Raw genomic sequence first — 19,288 nt, forward strand, 5'->3', positions numbered from 1 at the left:
CCACTTTCTTTTTAAGCATACGTTACCGATTATATACCATTTCAAATAAAATACTAGTCATTTCCATTTAAGAAATCAAGAGAATTCCCTTAAAATGGCAAACGATTTGCATATCCTGCTTTATTCACCTGACGGGCACGAGCAATCGCCATATCTCCTTCAGCGATATCATCCGTAATCGTCGAACCGGCTGCTGTGACGCTATGATCTGCGATAGTGACTGGTGCGATGATATTTGTCCCTGAACCGATAAAGACATGATCACCTACATTAGTATGATGTTTGTTCTTGCCGTCATAGTTAACAAAAACAACACCGCAGCCAACATTGATATCTTTTCCAAGCGTCGCATCGCCAACGTAAGTCAAGTGACCGACTTTGGTATTTTCACCGATCGTCGCCTTTTTGACTTCTACGTAATTCCCGATATGCGCATTCGCACCGATGTCTGCCTGCGGACGCAAATGGGCATTAGGGCCAACATCTGCATTTTTACGAACAATACATTCTTCTAAGACGGAAGCTTTGATTTCTACATTGTCTTCTATCGTGCTGTCGACGATTTTTGAGTGTGCGCCGATAATACAATCCGAACCGATTACAGTCTTTCCTTGAATTTGCACACCCGGCTCGATGATCGTATCTGAACCGATCTCGATTCCGGCATCTATATACGTAGTTGCCGGATCAATAAAGGTCACACCATTGACCATATGTTGGCGATTGATCCGACGACGCATAATCCCATTCGCATTCGCTAAAGCAATACGATCATTTACACCTAATGATTCTTCAAAGTCCTCTGTTTGATAGGCAGCGACCGTTTGATCTTCGTTCTTTAATATTTCAACGATATCCGTTAGATAGTATTCCCCTTGCGCGTTGTTGGTACCGATTTTTTCCAGCGCTGCAAATAGCTGTTTATTATCGAAGCAATAAGTTCCCGTATTGATTTCTTGAGTACGAGCTTCCTCTGGCGTCGCATCTTTTTGTTCAACGATTTTTTCTACGATGCCGACATGATCTCGCAGGATACGCCCGTAGCCTGTTGGGTCTTCTGCATGAGCTGTCAAAATCGTCGCACTTGCCTTTTTCCCTTGATGGTAATCAAAAAGATTATTCAACGTTTGAGTCGTAAGCAAAGGCGTGTCCCCGCTGATAACCAAAGTGGTTCCTTCTTTGCCTTTTAAAAATTCTGCCGCCTGCATAACCGCATGACCCGTACCTAGTTGTTCTGCCTGCAGAGCGTATTGACTGCGTTCACCTAACTGCTCTTTAACCATTTCCGCGCCATGACCCACGATCGTTACGATCTCAGTTGGCTGTGTTTCAACCACACGTTCAATAATATGCTCCACCATCGGTTTTCCCGCTACTGGATGCAAGACCTTGTATAATTTTGATTTCATGCGAGTTCCCTTACCCGCTGCTAAAATAATCGCATAACGATTTTCCAAAAGAAGTCACTCCTATTTCGTTTTAATGTATTCATTTTTCTTAAAAAATGAGTCTGATCCTCAACACGCATATCATTCCACTAATTATGCTGAAAGTATAACGTAGAACTGATATCCTCATTCATAATAATGAAATAATTTAAAAAAATTATCTCGGTTTTCATTCCGCATCTCATTCCACTAATATACTAAGATAAAAGTGGAGCTGACATCCTATTTCGTTTTAATAAGCACTGAAATTTCTATTAATTTTTAAACACTCATACTATTTTACTAGCCCGACGCAAAAAAGGCTAGTCCGTCAGACCCTCCATAAAAAAACTGGAGAGCCCAAACAGCTTAGCATTTCTAGCAGCTATTTATCAAAGCAGTTGCCTGGTACGACCGTGATAGTCTTCGTGCTGGTGTCAACATCCTGCACAAACAACAATGAATTATAGTCATCGATGGCACGTTCGCCTTTGAACTTAGATTCTGCAAAAACAGTGATTCCCACAAGCTCTGCTTCAAATTCTTCAATCAAACTCTTCATACCATTGACGGTCCCGCCGCCCTTCATGAAGTCATCCACGATCAAAACTTTCGAACCGCGCTTCAAACTGCGTTTTGATAATTCCATTTTTTCAATACGTTCAGAAGAACCGGAAACGTAATTTACACTGACAGTTGATCCTTCCGTGATTTTCGAATCCCGGCGGACAATCACAAATGGTGCGTTTAAATAATATGAGACTGCTTGGGCGATCGGCACCCCTTTTGTTGCAACAGTCATAACTGCATCGACTTTCTTATCCAAATATTGAGCAGCAATAATACGACCGACTTTACGCAGCAAGTCTGGTTGCCCTAACATATCAGACAGATACACGTAACCTCCAGGCAATAAACGATCTTCCTCTGACAAACGCTCAGCTAAAGAGCCAATGTATTCCTGCGCTTCCTCATCCGTAATGCTCGGTGTAAAAACAACACCGCCTGCTGCACCTGGAATTGTTTCTAAGAACCCTGTTCCTCGTTCTTTGAAGGTTTTCTTTACAATGGCTAAATCTTCACTGATAGAAGATTTTGCCGAACCATATCTGGCCGCAAAAAAAGTCAATGGAATCAAGTCATGTGGATGATCCAACAAATATTGTGTCATGTCGATTAATCGTTCGCTTCGACGCACTTTCACGTAATTCACTCCTATTTCGTTTTAATATTTTTTTCTCGATGAAAAAAATTTTGATTCTCAACGCGTATTCATGTCCTGCTTCCATAAAGAAAGAGCACACGACTGCCTATTCTGATTTATCGTTTCCCATTATAAGGGTTTAACCAATAAAATTCGAGCATTTTCTCGTTTTAAAGTCGAAAAGTTCGGAATTTATTAATTATTCCACAAAAAAAGAGGAAAAGCTTTCGCTTTCCTCTATTTCTGCTGCTGTTTTCGCTGAATCATGATCCGTAATTGCCGAATGCCATTAAGGATTAGGAACAATAAAATGAAGCCTAGCGTAATCGTTGCCCCTGGCGGTGTATCTAAATAATACGAACCAGTCAGTCCGCCGATCATTCCAACGAACCCAACGAGGACGCTGACTAGAATCACGATGTTGAAGCTTTTTCCCACGCGCATCCCAATCGCCGCTGGCAGCACCATAATCGCCGAGATCAGCAAAGCTCCCGCGATCGGAATCATAATAGCGATCGCCACCCCTGTCACAACATTGAAAATCATCGACATCGTGCGGATCGGCAAACCGTCTACAGCCGCAATATCTTCATCAAAGGTCAAAACATACATCGGACGTTTAAATAGTAAAAACAGAACGCCAACTAAAACAAACAATATTCCTAGAAAAATGACCTGCTCCCATGTAATCGTTACGATTGATCCAAAAAGATAAGATTGGATGCTGACTGCCGAGCTTCCCGGTGCTAAACTCATTAAAACCAATGCTACTGCCAAGCCCGCTGCCATCAAAATCGCAATAGATATTTCCGAATAAGAGCTGTACATATTCTGTAAATATTCCATAATAACTGCCGCAGCTACAACGACCAGCAATGTGGTGCCAGTCGGATTCAAATTTAAGAAGAAGCCCAGCGCTACTCCGGCTAATGAAACGTGGGACAGCGTATCCGCCATCAGTGATTGACGACGAATGACCAAAAACACCCCCAGCATCGGCGCAATTCCAGCAATAAAAATAGCCGCTAGGAAGGCACGTCTCATGAACTCATATGAAAGCAACGCCATTTGGAATTCTCCTTTCGCACCAATCGGATATGCCGATCGATATATTTTTTGGTATCCTCATGATCATGAGTGATCATCAAAATACTTTTGTCGTGTGCGTGTGCACTATGACGCAGCAACTCATAAAAATCATTCCGAGATTTTTCATCCATCCCGGTGGTTGGTTCATCTAAAATCAACAAATCTGGATCTTTTGCAAATAAACGAGCCAGACTGATTCGTTGCTTTTGTCCGCCAGACAACTCGCCAACTTTTTTATGGCGCATGTTCCACATGTCCACCGATTCCAAAGCCTTCTGTACATGCTCGTGGTCTCGTGAAGAAAGTTTTTTAAACCATTTCCCCTGCGGATAACGTCCAGACTCTACTAACTCCAGAACAGTGCTGGGAAAACCAGCATTAAAAGAGGCCACTTGCTGCGGGATATAACCGATACTCAATTTTTTCCCTTGAGCATTCTTCTTTGCAATCGTGACTTTCCCGCTACTGGGCTTTAATAAACCTAATGTCGCTTTGATCAATGTCGATTTTGCGGCACCATTTTCTCCAGTCAAAATGACAAACTCCCCCGGATCAACATGATAGGACACATTTTCCAAAACTGGTTCGTTGTCATAATAGAATGAGAGGTCTTCCACCTCGATATACGACATTTTCGTCTCTCCTTTTAAAATAATTCTCCTACTAATGAATACTTTCCTTCAAAGCCTCTAAATTTTCTCGCATCACAGAAACATAATCTTCACCGTTTTTGATTTGTTTTTCCGTCAAGCTTTCTAACGGGTTCAACACTTCCAGCTTTACACCCGTCTCTTTAGACAATGTTTCGGCAACTTTAGATGAGGCATTCTCTTCAAAATAAATCACTTTGACCTGATGATCATCCACATAATGCTTCAACTCGCTCAAACGACTAGGAGAGGGCTCCTGATCTGGCGAAATTCCTGCGATCGCTTCTTGTGTTAACCCATATTGCTTAGCTAAATAGCCAAAAGCCGCATGCTGTGTCACAAATGTTTTGTTCTTCGCATCCATAAATGCCGTTTGATAGTCTTTGTCCAATGTTTTCAGCTCATCAATATAACTTGCCGCATTTTTTTCAAATGACGCTTTATCCGCTGGATACTTCTTGCTTAACTGATCCCGAATCGCTTCAACTTCCTTGATTGCTAAAACAGGATCCAGCCACACATGAGGATCTAAATCGTGGTCATGCTCGTGCTCTTCGTGTTCCTTTGCATCATGGTCATCATGAGCTTCCTCATGGTCATGATCAGCGCCATCCATCAAAGTAATGCTTTTAGAAGCTTGAATGATGGCTGTTTTTTTCGTATCAATGGTGTCCGTCAAATTATCCGTCCATGTTTCCAGCTCTGGACTATTATAAACAAATACATCCGAATCTGAAATTTTAGCTAAGTCTTTAGCTGACGGCTCAAAATCATGCGGCTCCGTACCTGCAGGGATCAGCAATTCCACATCGCCTTTGTCCCCAACCACTTGCTTGGTGAACTCATACATCGGGTAAAAGGTTGTCATCACCTGAATTTTTTTATCAGATGAGACTTCTTTTTTCTCTTCGCTGCCACAAGCAGTCAGTAAAACTGATAGTAACACAGTTCCTATTAAAAGCAGTCCTTTTTGCATCTTCATCTATTAAAACACCTTCTCTTCTCTTTTTAAGACAAGATTTAATTTAACAGATGTTTTTCTATCCGTCAACACAAAACGTAAAAATTACGATTTACACCCGAGTAATCCTGTTAAATCGTAAAATAAATGACCTGTCATTCATATGAAAAGCGGGACCTGTATCCGATTCATTTCTTTTCTTATGTTATTTTATATTGTCTGATAGTTAAAATTTTCCGAAAAGCAAAAAAAATAGACCCCTTGAGATCTATTTTAACGTACGAACGAGATAGACTTCATCGCAAAAACCCTTCAACGCATTAAACACATGCTTTGCTCGCGAATATTTCCGACACAGGGCATAAACTGTCGGACCGCTGCCGCTCATCATTGCGGCATCAGCACCATACTTCAGCATACGATCCTTCAGCTGTTGGATAACCGGATGCTTCCTAATCGTCACAACTTCCATTGAGTTGCCTAAATTTTCTGTCATTCTCTGATAATCATTTTCTTCGATCGCCGACACAAGTGCAGCAATATCAGGATGATATAAATCCTCCATCACGATTTGAGCAAAAATCGTCCGTGTTGAAACACTCATTTTCGGTTTCACTACCACGACCCAGCATTGCGGCATCGGAGCGATCGGCGTGACCTTTTCTCCAAAACCTTCAACTAATGATGTTTGTCCATATACACAATAAGGAACATCCGAGCCGACTTCCGCACCTAAGCTGGCTATTTCTTCAATCGACAGACCTAAGTCCCATAAGCGATTCACTGCTCGCAGTGCTGCCGCAGAATCCGTCGAGCCTCCGCCTAATCCTGCCGCCACAGGAATCTCTTTATGGATTTTGACCCGCAGTCCTTTTTTTATATCAAAGCGCTCCTTGACCAAATCCAGCGCCTCATAAACATGGTTCTTTTTATCCGTGGGTAAAAAAGCCTTGTTGGTCTCAATAATGATTTTATCTTCTGGAATCTCTTCCAAATACAAACGATCCGCTAGATCGATGCTCGCCATAACCATCGCCAGCTCATGCAAGCCATCCGGTCGTTTGCCTAAAATGTCGAGGCCCAAGTTGATTTTTGCTGGGGCTTTCTCCATAATTTCCATTTTCTCACCCGTTCAAATTTTTCACTAGACGATTCTATCATAGCCCATCCTAAATGTATAGATAATTCATTCTAGCATAGGCACCCCAAATTAGTTGAATAATTCCTCCCGAGGCTTTACCATGAGATTAGGAGATGCCGCAGCGAATTTATGTGTTGTCAGAAAAGTATTCATTACGAATTAGGAGGAAACGATATGAATCTACTACCGAAAAACGATTGGCTAGATGGAGAAGATTTAGTTGGCAAGCTGATGAACACGTTTTGGGACGATCGGAAAATGAGTGTAGATATTCGCGATTTAGATGATCATTATGAAGTAAAAGCAGATCTTCCTGGATTTGAAAAATCAGAAATTTCCGTTCATTACAACAATGACATTCTTTCAATCGATGCCGAGCACACAGCTGAAAATGAAGTCAAAAATGATGGCCGCTTTGTCCGCAGAGAGCGTTCCAGCAGTGCTTACCACCGTCAATTTGTCGTCAAGGATATTGTTGAAGAAGAAATCAACGCAAAATTTGAAAATGGCGTACTTACTTTAAAACTGCCTAAAACAGAGTATGAAGAAAAAAATGGCAAATCGATCACGATCGATTAAGACCAGAATAGAAAAAATACCGACCGCCAAAAGTTAGATGGTTTGTCTAACCTTTGGCGGTCGGTTCAATTTGTTCATTCTTTTATACTTCGATCATCTCTTCTGAAATGGTTACCCCTTTATTCTTTCCTCGGCCAATCAACAATAATAGCTGCAAAGCAGAGAACACGAAGCTGCTGTCCTTCATATAAGCAAAGTATCTCGGACGCCAATGATCGACATAAACCGTTTTTTCTTCTGCTACCTGCTGAAAGGCATAGATTGAATGTCCATATTTATAAATCAAGTTCATGATTCGTTCCCCTAAAAAGGCAAAGGAGGTTTCACCAACCTTCGCTAACGGTGCCATGCCTTGATAGACTTCACCATAACCCTGCTTTTTCAGCTCATCCATTAAATGCAATTTCAAAAAGGTCGGCAATTCGTTAGGTACATCATTTCGAAAACGTAACAGATCAAAGGAGGCTTTTTCCTGATCAACCGGCTGCTCTGTAATAAAACCAACAATTCGATTCTGCGGATCACGAGCGATTCCAACATTACTAGTTTCGATATAAGCGCGATCAAAACGTCCCACAGAGAAACACTTCTCTTTTTCTCCATTCAACCATTCATCGGAAATTTCCTCCAGCTCGTCAAAGACCTCTTCCGGCAGCTTCTCAAAATAGATAAACTGATAGCCTTCATTGGTCAGTCTTTTAAACTCAAAGCGGTCCGAAAAAACATCCAACTTATGCTGAGTGAAGTCTGTCACGCCCGTTTCACCGATCTTATCAAAATGGAAACCTAAATCATGTAAAAGGAGTACGTACTCTTCCGATATCTTATAAAACGCTAACTGATACCCAAGCTTATCGGCATGCTCCATAAAAGCAAAAGTTGCCGCTTGCCATTTTTCAGGATTTCCCACGGGATCTCCTAAAACAAAACACTTATTGGCTCTCGTTTGAAACCCAAAGACAATTTGATCATTGCCATTTTCTTGATAATAGAAATATTGATAGCCTGACACTCGTAAATAGTGGCTGGCCGGTGTACCACCATAACGATTAATCAGATAATTGAATCGTTTTTCATCCCATGCCGCTCCAATTTTAGTCTCGCTTTGTGTCAAATATTGATAGAGAATGGCTAAACACAAAATCGATAAAATCAATCCGATTAAGCCGGAAAACCAAATCTCCTCTGACGGAAAAGCAAAATACTTCGTCGACAAACGTTCCGTACTCCAAATTTGCCCACTGTGATAGCCGGCCACTGCATAGAAGATGAACAGCAGACCGAACAAAATACCGTCAAAAACCAATCCACCCCAAGAATAAATAAAACGTTCCCGATAGAATTCTTTGCGAGACATCCAAACGATCAGTAAAATCACCAAGTAAACCACAATCAAACGAACGGATGCCGTTCGAGCGACTGTATTGATAATCCCGAAGATCAGCAATAAAATTGTCGGCCAGAATGCCCGTTTTACCTTCTGCGAGATTCCCCGGGCAAAGCCCAGCAGCAAGAATCCGATCAACAAATTCAGCGTCTGATCCAAGAAATCAAATGAGAATGGCAGCAATACTTGAAACAATCGACTGATATTTGACAAATTCGTCAATGTCGATAGCAAAATCATCATAATTCCCGCAAAATATACTGCACTGACCATGATCACATGAGCCAGTTTTTGTGAAAGCAGCCGCGGTAAATTATCAAAGTAACGGTTCATTTTGACACTGGTATTGGTCAAAAAGATCACGATCCCTGTGACAAACGGAACTAGATAATAGAATATCCGATAAAATAAGATCCAGACAACTGCGGTGCTTTGATTCAGACCGAGGTGTCCTAACCCTAAAATCATCATGACATCGAAGGTCCCTGCACCTCCTGGCACCATCGTCAGCATCCCTAAGCCCGTTGCGATCACAAACATTGGGTATACTTCTCCAATATTTAACCGCACCCCCATGAGATAACCAACTGTTAAGAAAACTGCTAAGGCCCCAAGCCATTGGCCTAATGAAGCTAAGTATAGTTCAAAAATTTGCTTCATTCGAAATTCTTTAAAAATCGTCCGACGGCGGGCATAGACAAAGCCGAACAAAATCGGTGCAAAAGCTCCGCCAATCAATAGCCAAAGTCGGTATCGAACGAACGGATTCTGCGTTCGAAAGAAAAACAGATCTAAAGAGGTGATAAAGGCCATAATGGACAGTCCTGCCAGCATGAAAATAGCAATTTTAGAGATAACGGCTAAAACCTTTTTCTTCTCCATCCCTTTGCCATAAAAGCTTGAGCGCAGACTCACTCCGACGACCCCGCCAAAGCCGGCTAAGTTATTGATTGTATTGGTGGTCCAAGCCGAGACCAGCCATTCTTTGCGATTCACTCGTGAACGTCCCGCTGTTTCCAGCGTCGTAATTGCCACGTGATCATACAAAAGCATGGGCAGAACGCCGCATAGGCCGATCCCAAACATACTTAATAATGAAACCTGATCCTGTTGTTTGATCGTTTGCCAAACGGTTTGCCAACTCATTCCATGGGCGATATTTTTTACCTGATTCGCGACAAAAAATAAGACGATCCCAAAGAAGATAATCTTGAGTAAGGTAGCATAGCGTTTGAACCAGCGACTGATAGTCGTCATCCTTCTACTCCATTCTTTCTTTTCTTGTACTCTATTTTAAATGAATTCTTGTTTTGAAGCTATCCTTTTAAAATTATGATTCCCTTAAAAATATATTTGTTATAATTTTGACGCAATTCTTCATGATTTCATGGAATAATTGAAGCTATATAATAAAATTGCTGGTATTCAAATTGCAGGAAAGTACGTTTTTCAGTTCGCATAAAGTCAAGAAGTCATTTTTACAGGGTTGCCGTAAAATTATGAGTAAAAGGGAAAAAATAAAAAGCCTCAAAACTGAGGCTTTTTACTATTTTGCATAATCGGTTGCTCGTGTTTCACGAATAACGACCACTTTGATGTGTCCTGGATAATCCAATTCATCTTCGATTCTGCGGCGAATGTCGCGAACTAAACGAACGGAATCTAAATCAGAGATTTCTTCTGGTTTGACCATGACACGTACTTCACGCCCTGCTTGGACAGCAAAGCTTGAATCCACTCCGTCAAAACTATTTGAAATATTTTCCAAGTTTTCCAAACGACGGATATAGTTTTCTAAGGACTCGCTCCGTGCCCCTGGTCTAGCGGCTGACACTGCATCGGCAGCGGCTACTAAAACAGAGATTACTGAAGTTGCTTCTGTATCCCCATGGTGAGAGGCAATAGCATTGATCACAACAGGGTTTTCACGATATTTGGCAGCTAACTCTGCACCAATTTCAACGTGAGAGCCTTCGATTTCATGATCGAGTGCTTTACCAATGTCATGAAGCAAGCCTGCGCGCTGTGCCAATTGAACATTTTCGCCTAACTCTGCAGCTAAAACGCCCGTTAGTTTGGCCACTTCGATCGAGTGGTTCAGTACATTTTGACCATAGCTGGTCCGGAAATGTAACCGCCCTAAAATCTTAATCAAATCTGGATGCAAGGTGTGGGCGCCCACTTCAAAGGCTGCCTGTTCCCCGTATTCACGAATACGCTCATCCATTTCTTTGCGAGATTTTTCAACCATTTCTTCGATCCGTGCCGGATGAATCCGACCATCTTGAATCAATTTCTCTAACGTCATACGGGCAATTTCCCGTCTGATTGGATCAAAGCCGGATAGAACGACTGCTTCTGGCGTATCATCGATGATCAAATCGATCCCCGTCAATGTTTCCAATGTCCGAATATTACGGCCTTCACGTCCAATAATGCGACCTTTCATCTCATCATTTGGCAGCGTAACTACCGAAACAGTCGTTTCAGAAACAGCATCGGCACCACAACGTTGAATAGCCATCGCCAAAAGATTTTTGGCTTTGCGATCGGCTTCTTCTTTCGCACGTTGCTCAGATTCCTTGACCATCACAGTTAACTCATGGTTCAATTCCTCTTCAGTCGTCTTCATAATTACTTCTTTCGCTTCATCTTTCGTTAAAGAAGCAACTTGTTCCAATTTTGTTTGTTGTTCTTCAATCAGTTGTTCTACATCTTTTTCTCGCTCGTCAATTAATTGCTGTCTAGCACTGATTTTTGTTTCTTTTTCTTCCAGTGAGTGCTCACGCTTCTCGAGAGAGTCGTCTTTACGATCTAAAGTCTGTTCTCTTTGAAGCAAGCGATTTTCTTGCGATTTTAATTCTTGTCTGCTTTCTTTCAACTCACTTTCAACTTGTGCGCGATACTGCTGGTTTTCTTCCTTGGCTTCCAACAAAGCTTCTTTCTTTAAGGTCTCTGCTTCTTTATTTGCATGCGTAATGATCCCTCTAGCTGTGTTTTGTGCCCCATCAATTTCTTTTTCATGGCGTGCTTTTGCTGCCACGAAACCCAAACCAAGACCGACAATTAAACCGATGATAGCGAGGAGAATAGGAACTAACATTAAATCCACCTCCGTACTATCTTATTTACCTATCTGTAGTTTTTTGATAAACGAATGTCAAATTATCAATATGCCTACTTGCATATGTGTGAGAGTCACACAACTTTATTCTAATGTTTGTCTGATAGCGTGTCAACTTTATTTCTCTTTTGCCAACGGCTCTAATAAAGCGCTTTGATTTGTTTTGAAAAGTCACGAAAAAAAACACTAATGACCCCGCGGCTACGCATTGTCATTAGTGTCCATTTGTTTTTTATTCATCTAATGGTAGTTCTTCTTGTCCGGCTTCATCTGCTTCCGCCACATCGCCTTCTTCTCCGATGCCGTAAGCTGCCCGAACCCGCGTAGCGACCTCTGCCATCATTTCTGGATGATCCGCCAGATATTTCTTGGCATTTTCACGCCCTTGGCCGATTCGGTCCTCTTTATAGCCATACCAAGCGCCGCTCTTATCGATAATGTCTTGTTCTACAGCCATGTCTAAGAGCTCGCCTTCTTGCGAGATTCCCCGACCGTACATCAAATCTACCTCAGCGATTTTAAACGGAGGAGCCACCTTGTTTTTCACAACTTTGATCTTCGTACGGTTACCAATGATATCTGTCCCGTTTTTCAATTGTTCAGCACGACGGACTTCTAAACGAACCGTTGCGTAGAATTTCAATGCACGTCCACCAGGGGTCGTTTCAGGGTTACCGAACATTACGCCGACTTTTTCCCGAATTTGGTTGATGAAGACGGCGATCGTCTTCGTTTTGTTGATCGAGCCGGATAATTTACGCAATGCTTGCGACATCAAACGAGCTTGCAAACCAACATGGGCATCTCCCATTTCACCATCGATCTCAGCTCGAGGGACTAACGCCGCTACCGAGTCAATCACAATAATATCTACTGCCCCACTGGAAACTAATGCGTCCGCGATTTCCAATCCTTGCTCACCAGTATCTGGTTGAGAAAGCAGCAGCTCATCAATGTTTACGCCTAAACGTTGTGCGTATTGAGGGTCCAATGCGTGTTCAGCGTCGATAAAGGCCGCTGTCCCGCCATGTTTTTGAACTTCCGCGATAGCATGCAATGCTACCGTTGTTTTACCAGAACTTTCTGGACCATAAACTTCAATAATCCGTCCGCGAGGGTAACCACCCACACCCAATGCAACGTCTAGCGCCAAAGAGCCGCTTGGAATCGTAGAAATCTGCTGGTCGACCTTTTCTCCTAATTTCATGATCGAACCTTTTCCGTAGTTCTTTTCAATCTTCTTCATTGCAGCATCTAAAGCTGCCTTGCGATCATTAGCCAATAACTGATCCTCCTATTTCGTATAATAAACATGCTTTCCACATCATTATTGCTTTTTCAATATCCCTAGTTTATCGGTTTAAAATCAAAAAAGCAAGCAAAAAACGAACAAACATTCGGTTTTTTAATTTTTATTTAGAATTGCTCTTCGAAGCATATCCAAGCCCTTCATCACTGAACTATGTCGAACGTAAAAACGATCACGAGTAAAATGGTTCTCTGTGACGATCGTTTTGCCATTTTTTTGTGCTAATCCAATATAAACAGTCCCTTTTGGTTTTCCTTCTAATTCATCAGGGCCGGCCACGCCGGTAAAGGACAACGCATAATCGGTACCAGCAAGGCGCAGAGCAGCCTCTGCCATCTCCTTAGCACATTCTTCGCTGACGACACCGGTACGCTCTAAAAGAGCCGGATCAATTCCTAAGAAGTCCGCCTTTGTCTCTTTTGAGTAGGTTACAAAACCTCCTGGGAAAACTGCTGAAACCCCTGGAATCGTGCCTAAAGTTGCTTGAAATTCGCCCGCAGTTAAACTTTCTGCCGCTGTAATACTCAAGCCTCTTTCTTTTAACAACTCTACGACAACTTGAACTAAGCTGTTCTCTTCACCATAGCCGTAAAAGAATTCGCCAACCTTGGCTAAAATTTCTGCTTCTGTCTGATCTAATAAAGCATTCGCGGAGAGTTCATCTTCCGTCTTCGCAGTGATACGCAATGTCACTTCGTTGGGCTTCGCGTAAGGCGCGATCGTCGGATTCGACTGGTGTTCGATCATTTCTGCCAGATCGGTCACTAATTTCGATTCACCAATACCGAAAAAGCGCAATACTCGTGAAGTTAATTTTTCTGTCGTAGGAAATTCTTTCTCCAGTAATGGACGCGCCTGCTCCAAGAACATCGGTTTCAGTTCACTTGGAGGTCCTGGTAATAGAATGTAATTATTTTTTTCACCTTTATATAAGCAGCCGATTGCTAGACCCGTTCGGTTCGGCAATGGGATCCCATCTTGCAATGTTTCGATTTGCCGCAAGTTATTCGGTGTCATAGTGCTTTGCCGTTGTGCAAAGAACCCATTTAATGCCTCTAAGCCTGCTTGATTTTGAACGAGTGGAACACCTACATGGTCAGCTAATACATTTTTTGTCAAATCATCGTCAGTTGGTCCTAACCCGCCGCATAAAAGAATCAATTCACTGCGTGTATCCGCTAATTGAAGCAATTCTTCCAAACGCTGCGGATTGTCGCCAACAACGGTATGGAAATAGACTTCGATTCCCATATCCGCTAATTTTTCTGATAGGAAAGTCGCATTGGTATTCACGACCTGCCCTAATAAAAGTTCTGTGCCCACGGCAATAATTTCTGCTTTCATTCGTCCCTCTTCTTTCTAAAGATACGCCATTTTTTCTCAACTATAACAGAAAAAACTGAATTTAAGGAGTGATTGGCAAACTTATTTATCGGTGTACGCATGATCACTCTATTTTTGTTTTTTTTAGTCTACTTCATTTTAATGTACGCAAACGACGTAAAAAAGAACGATACCTAAGAGTATCGCTCCAAAATTTCTATTACATCGAGCCTTTAAAGATCGATGTGTTTTTAGCAAAGTAGTCATATCCTGAATAAATCGTAAAGAATAGGCAGACATACAACATGATTTGATCCACTGGAATACCGATAAAATTAAACGGTACGTTGTTAAGGTAAAGCAATACGATCCCAACCATCTGTGTGGCCGTCTTGATTTTCCCCGGCATCGCTGCGGCCATAACACCGCCGCCTTGCTCCACAATCAATAGACGCAAACCAGTTACTGCTAATTCACGACAAACGATGATGGCGATCACCCATGAAGGTGCTTTTCCTTGCTCCACTAATATGATAAAGGCTGTCATTACAAGCATCTTATCCGCTAATGGATCAGCAAATTTTCCAAAGTTAGTCACTAACCCGCGAGCTCGGGCAATTTTACCATCTAAGTGATCCGTATAGCTGGCTACTGCAAAAATAATTGCTCCGACTAGCTGCGTTACCGCTAAACTAGTATTTCCGATTTGCAATGTTCCCCAATCCCATGGCGCTAATACAACGATCATGAACACCGGAATCATAAAGATCCGAATGACAGTCAATTTATTTGGTAAATTCATTGTTGATTCCTCCTAATTCTATTTAACACACGTCCCTAAGACGCATAGGCGATATTCAGCGTCACATTCTTTTTCAGCAACGAGTCTCCCGGCTGAAAATCAAGTGTCTGATCATTGACTTTGATTTCAGCATATTTCGCCATCCCTACAGTAATCACCGCTTGGGCTGCGTCGTCTGGCAATTCGGTTGTTTGTGATTCTCCTGGTTGCAGCGTGTATTGATACGTCAAAGCACCGTTTATCTGTACACCGACCCATACGCGTTCTTTTCCCGTGAAAGTGATTTTTAATGGTTTTTCCGCATTCTCCACTTTCATCGTTGCCTCGTTCGTTGTATTATTTTCCATCGCAAACGCCATTTTAGGTTTTTCCGGTTTCTTCGATGATTCCGTTGTCGGTTTCGGCTGCGTTGATGAAACCTTTTCCGCTGAGGATGAAGAAACATCTGAACGTTCAACTTGAACAGAACTATTTTCTGGAATAATTGCAGTCTCTTGATGGTCTAACCAAGTTATGTAGCCTACCACAGCAATAATCGCTAATGCCACGAGTCCCAAAACGACCATCGGCATCGTCGCCCTAAAACGAGCGCGGGTAGGATTTTCAGCATGTTTATTTTTTCTTAGCTCGTCGACAGTTTCCAATTCCGGATAACTCGGCAACGGCTGATCCTTGCCATCCAAAACATCGATCAAATGATTGCCGTCAAGTTTCACCTCATCAGCATATTGTCGAATGAACGTCCGCAAATAGTAATCACTAGGCAATTCTTGAAAGTCGTTTTCTTCAATTGCCAGCAAATAACGTTTTTGGATTTTCGTGCGCTGCTGCAGTTCATCTAGACTGATTTTTTTATCGATACGGGCTTTGCGTAACGTTTCTCCAATATTAATACTAGCCACTTGATTCTCTACTCCTAATTCATAGTTTGGACTGAAATCCTAATTCATAGTAATGAAGCAACGCTTGTCCTTATTCCATCCAACCGCCAGCAACAGGCAGAACAATCCCCGTTGTATAACCGGCTTCTTTAGAAAATAAATAGTTGCAGGCTGCTGCGACCTCTTTGGGATCTGCTAAGCGGCCTAAAGGGATTTCTGCTTTCAAATCAGACAATTCTTGTGAATCCCAATTGTCATTCATTTTAGTCTGTACAGCTCCGGGTGCGACAACATTCACAGTAATACCTAATGTTGCAACCTCTTTGGCATAAGCCTTCGCAAAGGCTTCCTGAGCTCCTTTGACAGCACTGTAGACCGTTTCCATACTGCTTCCGCGATGTCCGTAAACGGAGCCGATGAAAACGACTCGACCATTTTTATTGGCAGCCAATTTTTCTTGCAGTCCCTGCAATAAAAGCAGCGGTGTTTTCAAATGAACCCGCCACAAAGCCTCCATTTGGTCAGCCTTCGTCTCTGGCAACAACTCGTAAAAAGTGAAGCCCGAAGCAAAAACAATCCCATCAACTTGGAATAACTGTTGCAAAAAATGAGGGATTTCCGCTTCCCTCAACATGTCTAAGGATACCATAAAAAAATCTTGCTGAGGATAACGTTTCTGTAAGTCTGAAACGAAATTTAAAACTTTTTCTTTTTGCTGATTGTAGTGGCAATAGAGGGACAAGCCTTGCCCCGCCAATTTTTCGCAAACGGCTCGCCCAATATCGCCGCTTGCGCCCATCACTAATGCATAAGGCATCTTATGCCTCCTTCTCCATATAAAAGCGGGTGAACGCCTCTTTACGGATAAATAATTCTCCCGCAGCTAAAACATCGGCCAGTTCAATTTCCTGAATGATTTCTGGCATATCGAACAATGTCCATTCACCATATAAAGATTGAGTGAATTGATTTGCGACATATTCTAAAGAATTTAATGATTGGAAATATTTCCCTAGCATTTTTTTCTTCAATAAAGCCAGATTCTTTTCATTAACCTCCGGATCGGTCGCAAAATTCAGTAAAATCGTCGTCAAATGATCGGCCAGTTTTTGCGGCTCTTCACTGTCTCCGCCAAAATCAGCAAAATAGAAACTGCGATCCAACGAAAATTCATACCCGAAGCTGTCATCCAACAGCCCTTCATTGTACAATCGCAAATAATTTTGTGAGGTTGTTCCTACCAACATTTGGAACAGCAGATCCATTGAAATTTTGAAGATCAAGCGTTTCTTATTATCAGCAGGCAGCTCCGCCAATCCTTTCACACCCACGATCGCTTTTGGTATCGTGATTGGCATTTTTTCTTCACTAAGCTTGATGATCTCGTCAGGTGTTTCTTGCGGAAAACGTCGTTGGATTGGTTCTGGCGCTTCAAACATTTTTTCCGCTTGATTCTTACGAATGAACGCCATCAAAGCTTCCGGTTCCAGATTTCCTACGACGAATAGCGTCATGTTGCTAGGGTGATAAAAAGTATTGTAGCAAGTATACAGATCTTCAGCTGTAATCTCCGCAATAGAATCGATTGTTCCAGCAATATCGATGTGCAGCGGATGTTTCGGGTACATATTCTTTAAAATAGCGAAAAACTGCTGCCAGTTTGGATCATCTTGATACATTTGGATTTCCTGACCAATGATCCCCTGCTCTTTTTGCACGGATTCTTCAGTGAAATATGGCTCTTGGACAAAATCCAATAGTGTCGCTAAATTCAATTCCAATTGATCTGTCGTTGAAAACAGATAACTCGTCCGAGTAAAGCTGGTGAAAGCATTCGCTGATGCACCCTGCTCACCAAATTTTTGGAATACATCCCCGTCTTCCTTTTCAAACATTTTGTGTTCTAAAAAGTGGGCAATTCCATCGGGGACTTTAATGTAGTCTGTTCCGCCACGCGGGATAAATTCATTGTCGATCGAACCGTAATTCGTACTGAACAACCCATATGTCTTATGATAACCAGCTTTTGGCAATAAATAGACGGTTAAACCGTTTGGTAAAACTTCTTTATATAAGGTCTCGTTGATTTTTTGATATGCTACTTTAGCCATTCTGCTGCCCTCCATCTAAAAAGAAGATTGCTTGCAGACGTATTTTTTTAGCGACCCTTTGAACATCTTTTGGTGTCACAGCCGCCAAGCGTCTTAGCCATTCTTCGTCTGTTAGTTTACTTTGCGGCAACCATTGCGCCAAGTAAGTTGTCTCGATTGTATTTTGCATGCTGTCTAACCCTAATAAGTAATGATTCCTCAACATCGCTTTGGTTTGCTGAAAAGCCAAATCAGTAAATTGGCCAGCCTGCAGTTCGATCAATTGTTCATCAATTAAATGCAATACTTTCTCACGGTCATCGCTATTGATTCCAGTCTGCACCTGCAAGTATCCGCGGAAGGTATCAAAGGAGCTAGAGGCGTAATAAGCCAAGCTCGCCTTTTCCCGAACATTAATAAATAATTTCGAATGGGGGAAGCCGCCGAATAAGCCATTGAAAACCAGCAGAGCGAAGCGCTCCATATCTTCATAGTAAATATCTGTCGCGTAAGCCAAGTTCAATTTTCCTTGTGTCACCGTCTCTTGTATCTGCTGTTCGCGAATCACATTGTCTTGGTTTTGATAGTAATAAATGGCAGGGAAACTTTCTTCCCGATCAACAAACGGCAGGCGCTTGAACAGCTCTTCCATTTCTGCTTCTTCCACATCACCGATTACAAACAGATCTACTTGATCTTGGGTAATCATCTCATGATAATACGCCGCTAGATTTTCATTCGTTTCATTTTCTAAATCGGCTACCGTACCAAAGCTTGGCACCTTTTGGGCTTCATCTGTGAAATAGGTTTCTTTGATCTTTAACGATGCCATTGTTTGCTTGTCTTCGTGCAGGGTTTCGATATAGCTTTGCAGATTTTCCTTTTCTAATTGAAACATCTGTTCATCAAATTTCCCATCTTGAATATTGGGATAAAACAGGACTTCCCGCAAGAAATCCATTGCAGCAGGCAAAAGTTTTGGGTCATCAACGTATTTTCCATTAACCACGCCCAAGCCAATATCTAACCAGTGTAAATTTCCTTTTCGCCCAACATTTAAGCCAAAGCTGGCACCATAGAGCTCAGCCAATTGAGCGCTCAGCTTCGTCTGATCAGGATATCGTAACGAATTGGTTTCCAATAAGTTCGCCAACAAAGCACGTTTGGTCATGATCTCTTTTGTCAGCCGGGTCGTCATACGCCCATAAAATTGAATTGTTTTATACTTTTTCGTCGGAATAACGTGCAGGCGCACGCCTTTTTTTAGTTCAATCATTTATAAAGCTCCTTATTCCTATTTAATGTATTCATTTTTTACACA

16 protein-coding genes are annotated in these 19,288 nt (G+C 42.1%); 1 reads left to right on the plus strand and 15 read right to left on the minus strand.

Translation table 11 applies throughout. From position 1 onward, the window contains the following. Positions 1–89 precede the first annotated feature (89 nt). From glmU to ispE, 6 genes are all read right to left on the minus strand, one after another. Positions 90–1,457, minus strand: coding sequence for a bifunctional UDP-N-acetylglucosamine diphosphorylase/glucosamine-1-phosphate N-acetyltransferase GlmU (gene glmU / locus IGI67_RS10905; protein ID WP_207107446.1), 1,368 nt, complete (start codon positions 1,455–1,457; stop codon positions 90–92). Positions 1,458–1,812: 355 nt separating this feature from the next. After that, positions 1,813–2,631, minus strand: coding sequence for a pur operon repressor (gene purR, locus IGI67_RS10910; RefSeq protein ID WP_088934160.1), 819 nt, complete (start codon positions 2,629–2,631; stop codon positions 1,813–1,815). Between the two features lie 237 nt (positions 2,632–2,868). Next, positions 2,869–3,699, minus strand: coding sequence for a metal ABC transporter permease (locus tag IGI67_RS10915; RefSeq protein WP_207107445.1), 831 nt, complete (start codon positions 3,697–3,699; stop codon positions 2,869–2,871). After that, positions 3,672–4,352 (minus strand): metal ABC transporter ATP-binding protein, encoded by a 681-nt coding sequence (locus tag IGI67_RS10920; RefSeq protein ID WP_429957699.1) that lies wholly within the window; start codon positions 4,350–4,352, stop codon positions 3,672–3,674. The genes IGI67_RS10915 and IGI67_RS10920 overlap by 28 nt, the downstream gene beginning before the upstream one ends. Positions 4,353–4,383: 31 nt before the next feature. After that, positions 4,384–5,352 (minus strand): metal ABC transporter substrate-binding protein, encoded by a 969-nt coding sequence (locus IGI67_RS10925; RefSeq protein WP_429957700.1) that lies wholly within the window; start codon positions 5,350–5,352, stop codon positions 4,384–4,386. Positions 5,353–5,599: 247 nt separating this feature from the next. Continuing rightward, a complete protein-coding gene (gene ispE / locus IGI67_RS10930; RefSeq protein ID WP_429957701.1) occupies positions 5,600–6,451 on the minus strand; it encodes a 4-(cytidine 5'-diphospho)-2-C-methyl-D-erythritol kinase in 852 nt (283 codons plus the stop codon). Between the two features lie 195 nt (positions 6,452–6,646). On the opposite strand from ispE, the gene IGI67_RS10935 reads away from it, so the two are divergent. Next, a complete protein-coding gene (locus IGI67_RS10935; protein WP_207107442.1) occupies positions 6,647–7,051 on the plus strand; it encodes an Hsp20/alpha crystallin family protein in 405 nt (134 codons plus the stop codon). Positions 7,052–7,133: 82 nt separating this feature from the next. Here IGI67_RS10935 and mprF read toward each other — a convergent pair whose 3' ends face one another. The 9 genes from mprF to yfmF form a co-directional block, all read right to left on the minus strand. Beyond that, on the minus strand, positions 7,134–9,695 hold the full coding sequence (mprF, locus tag IGI67_RS10940) for a bifunctional lysylphosphatidylglycerol flippase/synthetase MprF (protein ID WP_429957702.1): 2,562 nt from the start codon (positions 9,693–9,695) through the stop codon (positions 7,134–7,136). Between the two features lie 289 nt (positions 9,696–9,984). Next, a complete protein-coding gene (rny, locus tag IGI67_RS10945) occupies positions 9,985–11,541 on the minus strand; it encodes a ribonuclease Y (protein WP_207107440.1) in 1,557 nt (518 codons plus the stop codon). Between the two features lie 253 nt (positions 11,542–11,794). Then, positions 11,795–12,844 carry a recombinase RecA gene (gene recA, locus IGI67_RS10950; RefSeq protein ID WP_207107439.1) on the minus strand — a complete coding sequence of 350 codons (1,050 nt, stop codon included), beginning with the start codon at positions 12,842–12,844 and terminating at the stop codon, positions 11,795–11,797. A 123-nt stretch (positions 12,845–12,967) separates the two neighbouring features. Then, a complete protein-coding gene (locus tag IGI67_RS10955) occupies positions 12,968–14,215 on the minus strand; it encodes a competence/damage-inducible protein A (RefSeq protein ID WP_429957703.1) in 1,248 nt (415 codons plus the stop codon). A gap of 199 nt (positions 14,216–14,414) precedes the next feature. Beyond that, positions 14,415–14,996, minus strand: a complete 582-nt coding sequence (gene pgsA, locus IGI67_RS10960; protein ID WP_207107437.1) for a CDP-diacylglycerol--glycerol-3-phosphate 3-phosphatidyltransferase — start codon at positions 14,994–14,996, stop codon at positions 14,415–14,417. Positions 14,997–15,031: 35 nt separating this feature from the next. Continuing rightward, positions 15,032–15,898, minus strand: coding sequence for a RodZ domain-containing protein (locus IGI67_RS10965; protein WP_207107436.1), 867 nt, complete (start codon positions 15,896–15,898; stop codon positions 15,032–15,034). Positions 15,899–15,968: 70 nt separating this feature from the next. Next, positions 15,969–16,694: an elongation factor P 5-aminopentanone reductase gene (ymfI, locus tag IGI67_RS10970; protein WP_429957704.1), complete on the minus strand. Its 726-nt coding sequence runs from the start codon at positions 16,692–16,694 to the stop codon at positions 15,969–15,971. A 1-nt stretch (position 16,695) separates the two neighbouring features. Next, positions 16,696–17,988 carry an EF-P 5-aminopentanol modification-associated protein YfmH gene (gene yfmH / locus IGI67_RS10975; protein WP_429957705.1) on the minus strand — a complete coding sequence of 431 codons (1,293 nt, stop codon included), beginning with the start codon at positions 17,986–17,988 and terminating at the stop codon, positions 16,696–16,698. After that, positions 17,981–19,243, minus strand: a complete 1,263-nt coding sequence (gene yfmF / locus IGI67_RS10980) for an EF-P 5-aminopentanol modification-associated protein YfmF (protein WP_429957706.1) — start codon at positions 19,241–19,243, stop codon at positions 17,981–17,983. Before yfmF ends, yfmH begins: the two co-directional genes overlap by 8 nt. Positions 19,244–19,288 lie beyond the last annotated feature (45 nt).

Origin of the sequence: Enterococcus sp. AZ196, from assembly GCF_050498845.1 — a bacterium.
GTDB lineage: Bacteria > Bacillota > Bacilli > Lactobacillales > Enterococcaceae > Enterococcus_A > Enterococcus_A murrayae.

Excerpts from the sequence above, each read along its gene's own strand:
- IGI67_RS10915 (WP_207107445.1), bottom strand. The coding sequence starts at position 3,699 with ATGGCGTTGCTTTCATATGAGTTCATGAGACGTGCCTTCCTAGCGGCT.
- IGI67_RS10920 (WP_429957699.1), bottom strand. The coding sequence starts at position 4,352 with ATGTCGTATATCGAGGTGGAAGACCTCTCATTCTATTATGACAACGAA.
- IGI67_RS10925 (WP_429957700.1), bottom strand. The coding sequence starts at position 5,352 with ATGAAGATGCAAAAAGGACTGCTTTTAATAGGAACTGTGTTACTATCA.
- ispE (WP_429957701.1), bottom strand. The coding sequence starts at position 6,451 with ATGGAAATTATGGAGAAAGCCCCAGCAAAAATCAACTTGGGCCTCGAC.
- IGI67_RS10935 (WP_207107442.1), top strand. The coding sequence starts at position 6,647 with ATGAATCTACTACCGAAAAACGATTGGCTAGATGGAGAAGATTTAGTT.
- mprF (WP_429957702.1), bottom strand. The coding sequence starts at position 9,695 with ATGACGACTATCAGTCGCTGGTTCAAACGCTATGCTACCTTACTCAAG.
- rny (WP_207107440.1), bottom strand. The coding sequence starts at position 11,541 with ATGTTAGTTCCTATTCTCCTCGCTATCATCGGTTTAATTGTCGGTCTT.
- IGI67_RS10955 (WP_429957703.1), bottom strand. The coding sequence starts at position 14,215 with ATGAAAGCAGAAATTATTGCCGTGGGCACAGAACTTTTATTAGGGCAG.
- pgsA (WP_207107437.1), bottom strand. The coding sequence starts at position 14,996 with ATGAATTTACCAAATAAATTGACTGTCATTCGGATCTTTATGATTCCG.
- ymfI (WP_429957704.1), bottom strand. The coding sequence starts at position 16,694 with ATGCCTTATGCATTAGTGATGGGCGCAAGCGGCGATATTGGGCGAGCC.
- yfmH (WP_429957705.1), bottom strand. The coding sequence starts at position 17,988 with ATGGCTAAAGTAGCATATCAAAAAATCAACGAGACCTTATATAAAGAA.
- yfmF (WP_429957706.1), bottom strand. The coding sequence starts at position 19,243 with ATGATTGAACTAAAAAAAGGCGTGCGCCTGCACGTTATTCCGACGAAA.